Below are 13,258 nucleotides of genomic sequence, written 5' to 3' on the forward strand. Positions count from 1 at the left end.
GTGGGCGCGAGCGGGCAGACTGGGGTGACCGCGACGACGCCCGGCGGGCGCGCCCAGGCTCGCGGCCGACCGGACGAGGGTGACGGAGAGAGCATGGCGAACCAGGGCAACGGCGACTACCGCGACGCGGGTCTCGTCTTCCCCGACGCGTTCACGTTCGGGTCGGCGACGGCGTCGTACCAGGTGGAGGGCGCGTTCGACGAGGACGGCCGCGGGCCCTCGATCTGGGACACCTTCAGCAAGACCCCGGGTAAGGTGTGGAACGGCGACACCGGGGACGTCGCCTGCGATCACTACCACCGCACGGGCGAAGACCTCGACCTCATGAGGGACCTGGGCCTCGGCGCTTACCGGTTCTCGATCGCCTGGCCGCGCATCCAGCCCACCGGCACGGGCGAGGTCAACCGGGCGGGCGTCGACTTCTACTCGCGCCTCGTCGACGGGCTGCTGGAGCGCGGCATCCGCCCCGTCGCGACGCTCTACCACTGGGACCTGCCGCAGCCGCTCGAGGATGCCGGGGGCTGGGCCGCGCGCGCGACCACCGACGCGTTCGAGCGCTACGCCGAGATCATGGGGGCTGCGCTCGGCGACCGCGTGCACACCTGGACGACGCTCAACGAGCCGTGGTGCTCCGCCTACCTCGGCTACAGCCAGGGCGGCCACGCGCCGGGCCGTCACGAGCCGGCCGCGGCGCTCGCGGCGGTGCACCACCTCAACCTCGGCCACGGCCGCGCCGTGCAGGCGCTGCGGGCCACGTCGACGGGCGACCCCGACTACTCCGTGACCCTCAACTTCCACGTGCTCCGCGGGCAGGGCGACGGGGCCGCCGAGGCGATGCGCCGCGTCGACGCGCTCGCGAACCGCGCCTTCACGGGACCCATGCTGCGCGGGGAATACCCCGCCGACCTGCTCGAGGACACGGCATCCGTCACCGACTGGTCGTTCGTGCGGGAGGGCGACCTGCAGACGATCCACCAGCCGATCGACGTGCTGGGCGTCAACTACTACTCCACGGCGACCGTGCGCCTGTGGGACGGCGTCTCGCCCAAGCAGACCCACGACGGCCACAAGGGAGCGGAGGGCGGCACCGCGTGGCCCGGCAGCAGCGAGATCGTCGAGTTCGTCGAGCAGCCCGGCCCGTACACGGCGATGGGCTGGAACATCGCTCCGGAGGCGCTCGAGGAGCTGCTGCTGTCGCTGCGCGACCAGTTCCCCGACCAGCCGCTCATGGTGACCGAGAACGGGGCCGCCTTCGACGACGTCGTCGCCGAGGACGGGTCGGTGCCCGACACCGAGCGCCTCGACTACCTGCGCCGGCATCTCACCGCCGCGCACCGGGCGATGCAGGCCGGGGTCGACTTGCGCGGATACTTCGTGTGGTCGCTGCTGGACAACTTCGAGTGGGGATACGGCTACGCCAAGCGGTTCGGCATCGTGCGGGTCGACTTCGACTCGCTCGAGCGCACCGTCAAGGACTCCGGCCTCTGGTACCGCGACCTCGCGACAACCCGGGTGCTGCCGGAGTGACGCGCTCACAGCGCGCTCGCAGGCCCGATCCGCCGGCGGGGGCTTAGTCTTCCGGGGTGACAACCCTGACCTTCGAGAAGGAGCCCGACGCCTCGCGCTGGACGCTGCGCCGCGGCGACGACCTCGTCAGCGTGCTCGACTACCGCGACGACGGCCGCACGGTCGCGATGACCCGGGCCTACACCGTCCCCACGTTCCGCGGCCACGGCTACGCCGGCGAGGTCGTCGAGAGAGCCGTCGCCGAACTGGAGGCGGCGGGCGACCGCAGCGTCAGCCCCGTGTGCTGGTACGTCGCGGAGTGGTTCGACGCGCACCCGGAGCGCCGCGGCATCCTCGCGCGGCGGCGCTCGGCCTGACGCCCGCACGGCCCTGATATGGGGGTGGGGTTTGTCAAGGGGCAGGGGTGAGCGGACGCCGTGCCCGTCGGCTTCGGCGTCCGCTCGTTCCGGTCGTGTCGGGTGGTGACGCGCGGGTCGTGTTCGACGCGTTGTCACTCTGATATGCGCGGGTTGGTTACCGCATGACGGCTTGTTCGGCGGGGCGTTCACGCGAGTCTAGAGATCGAGCGTGGCCAGCCTGGGCGGGTTGCTCATAGGGCGTGTCGCGAGTCGCCCGGACGCTGCCGTCACCACCGTCGAGGACCGGAAGCAGGGGGGGCGGGTCAGGTCATGACGGCCAGGGACCAGCACCAGCCGGCGAGCTCGCGAGCGATCGCGGCGTTGGCGACGACGCTGCGCTTCCGGCGCGCCTGGAACCCGGCCCAGCGCTCGTGGAGACGCTGGTTGCCGGCGTGGCCTCGCGCCCGGGCTGCGGCGCTGGCGCGGTCCCATCGGGCGCGCATGATCGGCGAGGTGGGCCGGTAGATCGGCCGGTGGTGCCAAGCCGCTTCGATCAGTAGCCGTCGGGCGTGGCCGTTGCCGGTCTTGGTGATCCCGCCCAGTGCGCGTGACGCCCCGGATGAGGACTCCGACGGGGTCAGGCCGACATAGGCGCCGATGCGGTGCCCGTCCAGCCGGGTCCAGTCGCCGATCTCGACCGCGAGCCCGAACCCGGTCAGCGTCGAGACTCCTCGCAGGCAGCAGAGCCGGTTCACGACGTCGGTGAACTCGCTGTCCGCGGCCATGCGGATGATCGCCGCGTCAAGACGGTCCCGCCGGTCGACGGCCTGGATCATCGCCTCGTAGGCGGCATCGAACGCGGCCTGCAGCCCGACCAGCTCGAACCGCTGCGATCGCAGCCAGGTGTCGTGCGCGACCGTCCATGCCTTCCCGCCCGCGTACTGGATGCCCTGCCGCAGCAACAGCTTGCTGACCCGGTGACGGGCGGACATCAGATCGCCGCGCGCATCCTCGCGGGCGCGCACCAGATCCCTGGCGGCCTCAGACTCGACGCTCGGGACGACCACCTCGACGATCTCCCCGAGCCGCAGCAGCCGGGCCAGATGCACCGCGTCACGCGCGTCCGTCTTCACCCTGTCACCAACCGGGCGCTGCAGCTTCGATGGCGCCGCGACCACGCATCGCACTCCGGAGGCCGTCAACGCGCGCGCCAGCCCGAATCCCGTCGGACCGGCCTCATACGTCGCTGCGACCGGGCCCGGCAGGCCCGTCACCCAGGCGACGATCTCCTCGGTGCTGGAGCCCATGCGCCGCTGCACGAGCTCCCCGGTTTGTTCGTCGATCGCGGCCGCGACCACGCTCCGCGCGTGCACATCCAGCCCGACACTCGTACGCTCAGATATCACTGGGGCCTCCCTCACGTATGTGGATAGGCGAAGCCGGGATACCGGCCCGCAACCCACGGTCTACGCGAGCGGAGGCCTCAGGCTCAACCACTCATAGCGTCTAGATATCCCAGGGTCGTAGGTTGTCAAGCGGCGAGGGTGTGGCGGTGTGCCCAGGCGATGGTTTCGTCGTAGCGGGTGTGGTGGCGGAGGCAGCCGTCGAGGATCCCGACGAGCCGGTTCGAGAGGGCTCGTAGCGCAGCGTGGTGGGTGTTTCCCGCGGCGCGGTGGGCGTCGTAGAACGCTCGAGCGCCGGGTGACGTGCTGAGTGCGCAGAACGCCTGTTGGTGCATGGTGTCTGCGAGGCGTCTGTTGCGGGCGTAGCGGGCGAGCACGACCCGTCGGGTGCCGGACGCGCGGGTGATGGGGCTGGTGCCGGCGTAGTTCCGGCGTGCTTTCGCGTCGGCGAAGCGGTCGGGGTCGTCTCCGAACTCGGCGAGCACCCTCGCGCCGAGGACCTTCCCCAGGCCGGGTTGGCTGGTGATGATCTCAGCGTCCGGGTGCCGGCCAAAACACGACTCGACCTCGGCTTCCAGCGCAGCGACCTGACCGGTCATCGCGGTCAGCACTGTCGCGATCGCGGTGACCCCGGCGCCGTAGGCGGCCGCGACTGGTCCGGACAGTTCGAGCTGCTCGGACCGGAGAGCGGTGAGGATCTCGATCGCGCGGTGTTCGAGGTTGCGTCGCCGTCCCGCCCGGCGCAGCACTGAGACCAGCCGGGTCCGGGTCAGTGCCCGTCCGGCGGCCGGGGTCGGCGCGGCGGCGAGGACGGCGAGGGCGTCTCGTCCGGCGAGGTCGTCGCTGAACGCGGTCAACGCGGCAGGGTAGAACTCTCGCAGCATCGACCGCAGCTGATTGGCCTGCCGCTGCTTCGACCAGATCATCGTCTGATGGGTCCGCGCCAGCACCTTCACGGCCTCGGCGAGGTCGCTGTCGCCGGTCGCGGGCCGGTGATGATCACGGTCGGTGCGGACGATCTCCGCGAGCACGTGCGCATCCCCGGGGTCGCTCTTCGCGCCCGACGTCGAGTGCCGCTGACGGTACCGGGCCGACTGCTGCGGGTTGATCGGATACACCGAGTACCCGGCCGCGATCAGAGCCTGCACCCACCCGCCCCGATCCGTCTCGATCCCCACGAACACCACGCTCGGATCGTCGGCGTCGTCGAGATGATCCGCGATCAGCGCGTGCAACCGCGCCAACCCCGTCACCCCCTCCGGCAGTCGACGCCGAACCAGCACTGCGCCCTGCTCGTCCTGCAGTTCGATGTCGTGGTGGGCTTCCGCCCAGTCATCACCGAGGAACAACATCGTCCCCGCTCCCTTCGCGAACCTGATCATTGCTCGTCCCGGAGAAAGCTCGCAGCGTCCTAATGGTTCAGTGCTCGAAGCACGTCATCCCAGCAGCCATCACGGCCTCCTCACCAACCAGCGAGGGCACGATCTAGGCCTAGACCTCATGACGGCGTCAGGCTGGAGGAGTGCTCACTCGCTGGTGGACTCGGACACCACACTGGCCCCCCGGGCCACGCGATGCACCCCCATTAGGCTGGCCGGGTGGACATGGAGCACGTCTTCACGGCGATCGCGGTCGGCTTCGAGGCGGCGGGGGCCGCCGCGATGATCATCGGGGCGATCATCGCCCTCGTGCTCGGCGCCCGTTCGCTCTCCCGCCGGGACGGCGGGCGCGCGGCGTTCCAGACGCTGCGCAACACGCTCGGCTCGGCGATCCTGCTGGGCCTGGAGATCCTCGTCGCCGCCGACCTGATCCGCACGATCACCTCCAAGCCCTCGATCGAGGACGCCGTCATCCTGGGGCTCATCGTCCTTATCCGGACGGTGCTGTCGATGTCGATCCAGATCGAGATCGAGGGCGTCGTCCCCTGGCGCCGCGCGCTGCTGACCAGCGGCGGCCAGCTCCTCGCGCAGAATATCCGCGACGACGCCCGCGCGGCGCGCGCCGCCGACGCCGGCGCCGCCGACGCGCGATAGTCCGCGGCATCCGCCCCGTCAACCCCCTGCGGAGTGCGCCCGGGGCGCGAGATGCTGGGGCCGACGAAAGGGGTGCGCCATGACCGCGGACCACGACCGAGACCTTCCCGAGGGCGTCATCGACGCCGACCCGCCCGGCGGCTGGGAGAGCGGCGAGACCGCCGACCAGGAGAGCGCGGAGCAGAACGCCGGCGCCATCGGCTCGCCGCGCCTGACCGAGGCGGGGGTGCCCGTCGAGGGCCCCGAGGCGACGCAGAACAGCGATCCCGACCTCATCCGGGACGACGACCTCTCCGAAGACGAGTCATGAGCGAGAACACGCAGGACGAGCCCTCGATGGCCCAGCACGACACGACGGATGCCGCGCGCCTGGCCGGCGTCGTCGATCAGACCCGTGCCGACGTCGGCGGCAAGGACGCGGATGCCGTCGAGCACGTGCTGCGCGAGCGCCTCGCGCAGACCGGGATCGAGCTCCCCGACGCCGACGTGCACGACATCGCCGGGCGCCTCTCGCGAGGCGAGCGGTGGACGCCCGCTCAGACCAGCTCCTGACCCCTCACGCCGGAGTCGGTCGGTTCACCGCCCCAGCCACTCCCGGATGAGGCGGTGGGCGGGTGCCGCGTCCTTGATCATCGTCTCGTGACCGTGACCGGGCACCTCCGCGTAGCTGCCCTGCGGCAGGGCCGCCACGACGCGGCGGCACCACGGCTCCGGCGAGACGGGGTCCTCCGCCCCACGGACGACGAGGGCGGGCACCGCCACGCGCGGGTAGGCGTCCTCGGGCCGGTGGACGATCATCGCGCGCGTCTTCCGGATCAGGTGCGGCCTCGCGCGCAGATACTCGCGAGCCCCGAGCAGGAGGACCTTCGGGCTCTCGTCGAGCAGATCCGCCGCGAGGCGGCGCAGCTGGGTCCGCGCCCTGCGCGCGGAGTCGTCGATCGTGGGTCCGACGAGGACGACGCGTGATCCGAGCCCGTGGCGGGCGGCGACCTCGACCACGACCTGCGTTCCCATCGAGTGGCCGATGAGCACGGCATCCGTCGCTCCCTCGGCGCGCAGCAGGGCCGCGACGGCGTCGGCCATGCGCTCGATCGTCGGCGTGCGAGGCGGCTCCGGGGCCTCGCCGTACCCCGGCAGATCCACCGCCAGCACACGGGCGTCGCGGGAGAGGCGCACCGCGAGATCGCCGAAGACCTTGCGCCCCATGCCGATGCCGTGGACGAGGACGAACGTGAGCTCCCCCTGGCCGCGCTCACCGATGACGAGCGTCGACCCGTCGTGATCGAAGCGGCGCGGGGGGCGCTCCGGTGCGGGCACGCCCGTCGCATCGTCGATGGCCCGGTCGATCTCCTCGACCATCCGCTCGAGGGGTTCGATGTCGCTCGCCACCCGACGAGATTACCGACAGGTGGGACATCCCCGCCCCGGTGCGGGCGGGGGGCGATATCGTTGGCGGAATGCCGTCATCGACCCCGCGACCGCCCGACGAGCCGGGGGAGCCGACGAGCACCCGCAGCATCCCGCTCGACCCGAGCCAGCGGTGGCGCGCGTTCTGGGTCTGCGTCGCCGTCGCGGCCATCACGATCCTCGACCTGTCGAAGGTCAACGTCGCCCTGCCCTCCATCGAGACGGCGCTCGGATCGGGGCCGACCGAGCTCCAGCTCATCGTCTCCGGCTTCGTCCTGACCTTCGGCCTCGTGCTCGTGCCGATGGGGCGCCTGGGCGACCAGCGCTCGCGCCGGGCGCTGTTCATCGTCGGCCTGACGCTGTTCACGCTCACGAGCCTCGTCTGCGCGCTCGCCCCGAACTCCGAGGTGCTGCTCGCCGGGCGACTCCTGCAGGGCGTCGCGGCGGGAACGCAGATGCCGCAGGTGCTGGGCATGATCCAGCAGCTCTTCCAGGGCAGGGAGCGGGGCCGCGCGTTCGGTCTCTTCGGCGCCACGATCGGCGTCGCGACGGCTTTCGGGCCGACCCTCGGCGGGCTCCTGATCGCGATCGGCGGCCCCACCGACGGCTGGCGCCTGATCTTCTGGATGAACGTCCCCCTCGGGGTCGTCGCGATCGCGCTCGCGGCCTGGGTGCTGCCCAGCACGCGTCTCTCCGCCCCCGGGCGGCTCCAGCTCGATCCCGTGGGCGTCGTGCTGTTCGGGCTCACGGTGCTCGCGCTCATGTGGCCGTTCCTCTTCACGACGGGCTCGCCGGAGGACGACCCGGCCCGCTGGTGGCTGCTCGTGGTCTTCGCCGTCTTCGGTCTCGCGTTCGTGCTGTGGGAGCGGCGGTACGCCTCGCTCGGGCGGGCGCCCCTCATCCCGTTCTCGCTCTTCGCCATCACGTCGTTCCGAAACGGCACCCTCATCTCCACCGCGTACTTCGCGGCCCTTCCGGCGCTCTTCCTGCTCACGACGCTCTTCCTGCAGAGCGGGGTGGGGCTCGAGCCGGTCTTCGCCGGGATGGTCTCGATCGGATTCGCGCTGGCCAGCGCCGCGGCATCCTGGGCCGGCGGGCTCCTCGTCGCGCGTTTCGGGCGGCGCCTCGTCGTGATCGGCCTGGCGGTGATGCTCGCGGGGGTCATCGGGCTCGTGCTCGCGGCTGTCTTCGTGCCGCCGGGCGTCGTCGTCTACGTCATGGCGGCGATCATGGCCGTCGCGGGGGTGGGCGGCGGCCTCGTGGTCTCGCCCAACCAGACCCTCGCGCTGGCGGATGTCCCCGTGCGCGGGGGCGGACTCGCCGGCTCGGTCGGCCAGCTCGGGCAGCGGATCGGCACCGCCGTGGGCACCGCGGTGGGGCTGTCGCTGTTCTACGCCGCCGTGTACCGGGAGGACGGCTCTGGGCCGACCGACGTGATCTACCACGACGCCTACATGTACGGGATGGCCGCTGTCGGCCTCTTCCTCGCGGGGGCGTTCCTCGTGTCGGTCATCGACCTCTTCGGCCGCCGCCGCGGCGAGATCCCCGCGTTCGACCCCGTGGACTGATCAGGCGAGCGCGCAGCGCTCCTCCTCGACCACGGTCGCAAGGTCGGCGCCGAACGTGTATCGGGCCGCGACCGTGCCGCCGCGCAGGACGTCGGGGAGCCACCGGGCCGCGTCATCCCACATCCGGCCGTACGGCACGTCGTCGAGGGAGAACCACCGCGGCACGATCTCGTCGGTCTCGACAGGCTCCCCGTGCCACCGGGTGCAGGTGAAGACGTGCGAGCGCTGCGAGAGGGCGGGCTGCGCGGGGAAGAGGTAGTCCAGCACGCCCGCGGGAACGAGGTCGCCGGGAGCGAGGTGCAGACCGGTCTCCTCGTGCACCTCCCGCACGGCCCCGTCGCGGACGCTCTCGCCCGGCTCGATCTTGCCGCCGATCCCCACGACGCGACCCAGGCGGGGGCCCTGGCGCTTGTAGCCGAGCAGGACGTCGGTGCCGCCGGCGGCGCCGGGCCGGAGCAGGTAGACGGCGCTGACATCGGGCAGGGACATGCCCGCAGGCTACCCGGGCCGTGTTTCGCGGGCGTGTCGCGGATGCCGCGGCATCCGCTCTCGGCGAACCGCCCGTCCGCCTCACGGGCGATGTCCGGGGCCCGATCTACCGTGTGAGCATGCGCATCCTGCACACCTCGGACTGGCACATCGGACGCACCTTCCACGGGCATTCGACGCTGCCGGCGCTGCGCACCGTGCTGGGCGCGCTGGCCGAGCAGGTGCGCAGCCACCACGTCGACGTCGTGATCGTCGCGGGCGACGTGTTCGACTCCGCCGCGCCCGCCGCCAACTGCTATACGCTCCTCGCCGACACGCTCGCCGAGCTGCGCGACGCCGGCGCCCAGGTGGTGCTCACGAGCGGCAACCACGACTCCGCCGCACGGCTGGGCTTCCTGTCCCGGTTCGTCGCGCTCGCCGGCATCCACGTGCGCACCCAGCCGCTCGAGGCCGCCGACCCCGTCACGATCCACGACGAGCACGGACCCGTGCATCTATACGGCATCCCCTTCCTCGAGCCCGCGCTCGTGCGGCACCTGTGGCCCGACACGACCCTGCGCACGCAGGCGCAGACGCTCGCGCACGTCATGGACCTGGTCGCCGCCGACCGTGCCCTGCGGGGTGGCCGCTCCGTCGCGATCGCCCACTGCTTCGCCGCCGACGTCGAGCCCACGCCCGGCGTCGAGCGCGAGATCCGGCAGGGCACGCTCGACGTCGTGCCGCTGTCGGTCTTCGGCGGCCACGACTACGTCGCGCTCGGCCACATCCACGGCCGCAACACCCTCGCCGAGGGCGTCCGCTACGCCGGGGCGCCCCTGCACTACTCGTTCGGCGAGCAGCACAAACCGCGCGGCTCGTGGCTGGTCGACCTCGACGAGTCGGGGCTCGCGGGCACCCGGTGGCTCCCCCTCCCCGTGCCGCGCCGGCTCGTCACCCTCACCGGCACGCTCGACGACCTGCTCTCCGACGCCCGCTTCGACGCCGAGACGGATGCCTGGGTCTGCGCCCAGTACACCGACACCACACCCCAGCCCGACCCCATGCGCCGGCTGCTCGCGCGCTTTCCGCACTGCGCGGCCGTCGTGCATCAGCCCGCCGAGCGCCGCGAGCGCGACGGGGTCAGCTACGCCGCGCGCGTGGGGGCGACCCGCACCGACGAGGAGCTCGTGGACGCCTTCCTCGCCCACGTGCGCGAGGGCGAGGGCGCGAGCGCCGCCGAGGCCGAGATCATCGCCGAGACCGTCCGCGGCCGCGTCGCCGCCGAGGTGCGGGTGTGAGAATCCACCGCATCGAGGTCGAGGGCTTCGGTCCGTTCCGGCAGCGACAGATCGTCGACATCGACGAGTACGCCGACGACGGCATCTTCCTCATCTCGGGGCGCACGGGCGCGGGCAAGTCGAGCCTTCTGGATGCGATCTGCTTCGCGCTGTACGGGGGCGTGCCGCGCTACGACGGAGGCGAGAAGCGCCTGCGCAGCGACCACTGCGCGCCCGCCGACGCGACGGAGGTCGCCCTCGAGTTCACGGCCGGCGACGCGCGCTGGCGCGTCGAGCGCTCGCCGGAGTACCAGAGGGCGAAGAAGAACGGCACGGGGATGACCACGGCGGCGCCCCAGGCGCGCTTGTTCCGGTGGGAGGACGGCGGCTGGCAGGGGGTCGCCGCGCGTCCGCGCGACGTCGGCGAGGCGCTGCACGAGATCCTGCCGCTCACGCAGGGGCAGTTCCTCCAGGTGATCCTGCTCGCGCAGAACCGCTTCGCCCGCTTCCTCCTCGCCGGCGGCGGCGAGCGCCAGGCCCTGCTGCGCTCGCTCTTCGACAGCGAGCGCTTCGAGCAGTACGAGGCCGACCTCGACGAGCGGCGCAGGCGTTCCGAGGCCCGCTCGAGCGAGAGCGTCGCCCTCCTCGATCGCGTGCTCGCCGAGGCCGAGCGGGTGTCCGCCGACCTCGCCGACGATGCCGAGGTCGATCCCGAGGGCGGCGCCGTCGCGGGTGCGGCCGGTGTCGCCACCGATCCGGCGTCGCGCATCGCGGCGCTCGAGCGGGCGGTGGACCGCGCGCGGTACCGCGCCGAGACCACCGACAACGCCGTGGATGCCGCGGCCGCCGCCCGCGAGGCCGCCGAGACCGTCCACACCCGCGCCGAGCGGGCGCGCGAGAAGCAGGAGCGACGCGGCGCCGCCCGCGCGCGGCTGCGCGGGCTCGAGGAGCGGGACGGCAGCATCGACGAGGCCCGGGCGGAGCTCGCGGCCGCCCTCCGCGCCGAACCCGTCCGCACGGCGGCGACGGCGGCAGACCAGGCGCGCGACGCGGCGATCCGCGCCGACGCGGCGGCGGAGGCGGCACTCCGCGAGGCCTCGGGGGCCGCGATCGGCATCGACCTCGACGCCGATCCCGTGGCGCTTCGAGCGGCCGCCGACGAGCGTGCCGGTGCGCTGCCCGCCCTGCGCGAGGCGGCCGAGGCCGAGCAGGCGCTCCCACGTCGCCGCGACGAGCGCGACCGCCTGCGCGCCGAGGACGCCGACCGCGCGCGGGACGAGGCCGCCGCGGTGCGGCGCGCCGCGGAGCTCGACGCGCGCATCGCCGAGATCGACGCCCTGCTGCCCGCTCTGGGCGAGGCGGCGGCGCTGGCCGCCGCGGCGCGAGCAGACCTCGTCGATGCCGGCGAACGCCTCGCCGCGTGCGCCGAAGCGGAGGAGTGCGAGGCCCTCCGGGCGCAGGCCGACGCCCGGGCGCTGGCGCGTTCCGCCGAGCTCGACGCCGCCAACCGGGAGCTGCGCACCCTGCGCGAGCACCGGCTGCGCGGCAACGCGGCCGACCTCGCCGCGCAGCTGGTGCCGGGGGAGCCCTGCGCGGTCTGCGGGGCGACCGAGCACCCGCAACCGGCCGCGGCGGCAGACGATGCCGTGTCCGACGAGCAGATCGATGGCGCCGAGCAGCGCCTGGATGCCGCGATGGCGGCCCTGCGCGAGGCGAACCAGGCCGCCGCGGCGCTGGCGGAGAACGCCGCTCGCGCGCGCGGGCGCGCCGGCGGCGAGACGGCAGATGCGATCCGCGCCCGCCGGGCGGAGGCCCTGACGCGCGTCGAGGCCGCCGAGGACGCCGCGCGCCGGCGGGACGCGCTGACGGCGGAGAAGGCGAGTGCGCTCGACGAGCGGCGGCGACTGCGCGAGCTGACGGACGCCTTCTCGGCCGAGCGCGCCGACCGCGCGAGCCGCATCGCGGTGCTCGACGCGTCGATCCGCGAGCAGGAACGCGCGGTCGAGGCCGCGCGGGGCTCCGCCGCCTCCGCCGCCCTGCGGATGGCCGAGAGCGAATCCGCCGTGCGGCACCTGCGTGTTCTCGCCGACGCGCGCGCCGAGCGGGAGGCGCGCGCCGCCCTGCACGGGGAGGCGCTCGCGCGGCTCGCCGACGCGCTGGAGACGGCGGGGTTCGAGAGCGCGGATGCCGCGGCATCCGCGCTGCGGAGCGAGCAGGAGCGGGAGGCGCTGGCCGCTCGCGTGCGCGGCCACGAGGCGGCCCTCGCGGCGGAGAAGGCGACGCTGCTGGAGCTGGAGCTGGAGGCGCTGCCGGAGGAGCCGGTCGACACGTCCGAGACGGAGCGGGCCCGGGACGACGCGAGGGCGGCGTGGGCCGCGGCGGTGCAGGCCGCCCTCGCGGCAGAGCAGCTGGTGACGCGTCTGTCGCAGCTGCTGACCGACGCGCGCGCCGCGCACGCGACGCTCGGGGCGCTCGCGGAGGAGCACGCCGTCATCGTGCGGCTCGCCGACACCATCGCCGGGCGCGCCCCCAACACGCACCGCATGAAGCTCGAGACCTTCGTGCTCGCGGCCGAGCTCGAGCAGATCATCGCGGCCGCGAACCTGCGGCTGGCCGACATGTCCGACGGGCGCTACCGCCTGCGGCACAGCGACGCGCTGGCCGCGCGCGGCGCCGCCTCGGGGCTGTCGATCGAGGTGTTCGACGCCTATACGGGGCTCTCGCGACCCGCGCAGTCGCTCTCCGGGGGCGAGACGTTCCTCGCCTCCCTCGCCCTCGCCCTCGGTCTTGCCGAAGTGGTCACCGCGCGGGCGGGCGGCGTGCGGCTGGACACCCTCTTCATCGACGAGGGCTTCGGCTCGCTCGACGCGGAGACCCTCGAGACGGCGATGCGCACGCTCGACGAGCTGCGCCAGGGGGGCCGCACCGTGGGCCTCATCAGCCACGTCGAGGCGATGCGCGAGCAGATCCCCGCGCAGCTGAGGGTCGAGGCGCTCCCCGGCGGCCCGAGTCTCGTGCACCAGACGGTTAGGCTTGAGGCATGAAAAGCGGCACGATCTGGACCGTCCTCGGCGTCATCGTCGCCATCGTCATCGCCTGGTGGCTCGTGAACATCCTGTTCTCGGTGCTGGCGTTCATCGTCAAGCTCATCGTCGTCGCGGTGGTCGCGGTGATCGTGTTCTTCGTCCTGCGCGCCGTCTTCTCGCGCTCGCGCGACTGAGCCGGCCCCGCAGAAGG

13 protein-coding genes are annotated in these 13,258 nt (G+C 73.1%); 9 read left to right on the top strand and 4 right to left on the bottom strand.

Translation table 11 applies throughout. The features are described 5' to 3' along the window. Positions 1–93 precede the first annotated feature (93 nt). Together RYJ27_RS02035 and RYJ27_RS02040 are read left to right on the top strand one after the other, a co-directional pair. Positions 94–1,527 (top strand): GH1 family beta-glucosidase, encoded by a 1,434-nt coding sequence (locus tag RYJ27_RS02035; protein ID WP_330171955.1) that lies wholly within the window; start codon positions 94–96, stop codon positions 1,525–1,527. 56 nt (positions 1,528–1,583) lie between these two features. After that, positions 1,584–1,883: a GNAT family N-acetyltransferase gene (locus tag RYJ27_RS02040; protein WP_330171128.1), complete on the top strand. Its 300-nt coding sequence runs from the start codon at positions 1,584–1,586 to the stop codon at positions 1,881–1,883. A 305-nt stretch (positions 1,884–2,188) separates the two neighbouring features. On the opposite strand, the gene RYJ27_RS02045 is transcribed toward RYJ27_RS02040, so the two are convergent. Both RYJ27_RS02045 and RYJ27_RS02050 read right to left on the bottom strand, forming a co-directional pair. After that, positions 2,189–3,271 (bottom strand): IS110 family RNA-guided transposase, encoded by a 1,083-nt coding sequence (locus RYJ27_RS02045; RefSeq protein ID WP_330170536.1) that lies wholly within the window; start codon positions 3,269–3,271, stop codon positions 2,189–2,191. A 125-nt stretch (positions 3,272–3,396) separates the two neighbouring features. Next, the gene (locus RYJ27_RS02050; protein WP_330171956.1) at positions 3,397–4,620 is read right to left on the bottom strand and encodes an IS110 family RNA-guided transposase; all 1,224 of its coding nucleotides are present in this window, start codon (positions 4,618–4,620) and stop codon (positions 3,397–3,399) included. Positions 4,621–4,872: 252 nt separating this feature from the next. Between RYJ27_RS02050 and RYJ27_RS02055 the strand changes: the two genes are divergently transcribed. The 3 genes from RYJ27_RS02055 (at position 4,873) to RYJ27_RS02065 (ending at position 5,853) form a co-directional block, all read left to right on the top strand. Further along, complete coding sequence (locus RYJ27_RS02055; RefSeq protein ID WP_330171957.1) at positions 4,873–5,301, top strand: DUF1622 domain-containing protein; 429 nt, start codon at positions 4,873–4,875, stop codon at positions 5,299–5,301. A 79-nt stretch (positions 5,302–5,380) separates the two neighbouring features. Next, positions 5,381–5,611: a hypothetical protein gene (locus tag RYJ27_RS02060; protein WP_330171129.1), complete on the top strand. Its 231-nt coding sequence runs from the start codon at positions 5,381–5,383 to the stop codon at positions 5,609–5,611. Further along, positions 5,608–5,853, top strand: coding sequence for a hypothetical protein (locus RYJ27_RS02065; RefSeq protein ID WP_330171130.1), 246 nt, complete (start codon positions 5,608–5,610; stop codon positions 5,851–5,853). Before RYJ27_RS02060 ends, RYJ27_RS02065 begins: the two co-directional genes overlap by 4 nt. A 24-nt stretch (positions 5,854–5,877) precedes the next feature. On the opposite strand, the gene RYJ27_RS02070 is transcribed toward RYJ27_RS02065, so the two are convergent. Continuing rightward, positions 5,878–6,690, bottom strand: coding sequence for an alpha/beta fold hydrolase (locus tag RYJ27_RS02070; RefSeq protein WP_330171131.1), 813 nt, complete (start codon positions 6,688–6,690; stop codon positions 5,878–5,880). A gap of 68 nt (positions 6,691–6,758) precedes the next feature. Between RYJ27_RS02070 and RYJ27_RS02075 the strand changes: the two genes are divergently transcribed. Continuing rightward, positions 6,759–8,276 (top strand): MFS transporter, encoded by a 1,518-nt coding sequence (locus RYJ27_RS02075; protein WP_330171132.1) that lies wholly within the window; start codon positions 6,759–6,761, stop codon positions 8,274–8,276. Here the strand turns inward: RYJ27_RS02075 and RYJ27_RS02080 are convergent, their stop codons facing one another. After that, positions 8,277–8,765: an 8-oxo-dGTP diphosphatase gene (locus tag RYJ27_RS02080; RefSeq protein ID WP_330171133.1), complete on the bottom strand. Its 489-nt coding sequence runs from the start codon at positions 8,763–8,765 to the stop codon at positions 8,277–8,279. Positions 8,766–8,884: 119 nt separating this feature from the next. On the opposite strand from RYJ27_RS02080, the gene RYJ27_RS02085 reads away from it, so the two are divergent. From RYJ27_RS02085 to RYJ27_RS02095, 3 genes are read left to right on the top strand one after another with little or no spacing between them, the layout of a single operon-like run. Further along, positions 8,885–10,042 (top strand): exonuclease SbcCD subunit D, encoded by a 1,158-nt coding sequence (locus RYJ27_RS02085; RefSeq protein WP_330171958.1) that lies wholly within the window; start codon positions 8,885–8,887, stop codon positions 10,040–10,042. Then, on the top strand, positions 10,039–13,065 hold the full coding sequence (locus RYJ27_RS02090) for an SMC family ATPase (protein WP_330171134.1): 3,027 nt from the start codon (positions 10,039–10,041) through the stop codon (positions 13,063–13,065). The genes RYJ27_RS02085 and RYJ27_RS02090 overlap by 4 nt, the downstream gene beginning before the upstream one ends. Next, on the top strand, positions 13,062–13,241 hold the full coding sequence (locus tag RYJ27_RS02095; protein WP_330171135.1) for a hypothetical protein: 180 nt from the start codon (positions 13,062–13,064) through the stop codon (positions 13,239–13,241). The genes RYJ27_RS02090 and RYJ27_RS02095 overlap by 4 nt, the downstream gene beginning before the upstream one ends. The last annotated feature ends 17 nt before the right edge of the window (positions 13,242–13,258 follow it).

Origin of the sequence: Microbacterium limosum (genome assembly GCF_036324365.1) — a bacterium.
GTDB lineage: Bacteria > Actinomycetota > Actinomycetes > Actinomycetales > Microbacteriaceae > Microbacterium > Microbacterium limosum.

Coding starts and splice junctions, on each gene's coding strand:
- RYJ27_RS02060 (WP_330171129.1), top strand. CDS start 5,381: ATGACCGCGGACCACGACCGAGACCTTCCCGAGGGCGTCATCGACGCC.
- RYJ27_RS02055 (WP_330171957.1), top strand. CDS start 4,873: ATGGAGCACGTCTTCACGGCGATCGCGGTCGGCTTCGAGGCGGCGGGG.
- RYJ27_RS02050 (WP_330171956.1), bottom strand. CDS start 4,620: ATGTTGTTCCTCGGTGATGACTGGGCGGAAGCCCACCACGACATCGAA.
- RYJ27_RS02035 (WP_330171955.1), top strand. CDS start 94: ATGGCGAACCAGGGCAACGGCGACTACCGCGACGCGGGTCTCGTCTTC.
- RYJ27_RS02095 (WP_330171135.1), top strand. CDS start 13,062: ATGAAAAGCGGCACGATCTGGACCGTCCTCGGCGTCATCGTCGCCATC.
- RYJ27_RS02085 (WP_330171958.1), top strand. CDS start 8,885: ATGCGCATCCTGCACACCTCGGACTGGCACATCGGACGCACCTTCCAC.
- RYJ27_RS02075 (WP_330171132.1), top strand. CDS start 6,759: ATGCCGTCATCGACCCCGCGACCGCCCGACGAGCCGGGGGAGCCGACG.
- RYJ27_RS02080 (WP_330171133.1), bottom strand. CDS start 8,765: ATGTCCCTGCCCGATGTCAGCGCCGTCTACCTGCTCCGGCCCGGCGCC.
- RYJ27_RS02065 (WP_330171130.1), top strand. CDS start 5,608: ATGAGCGAGAACACGCAGGACGAGCCCTCGATGGCCCAGCACGACACG.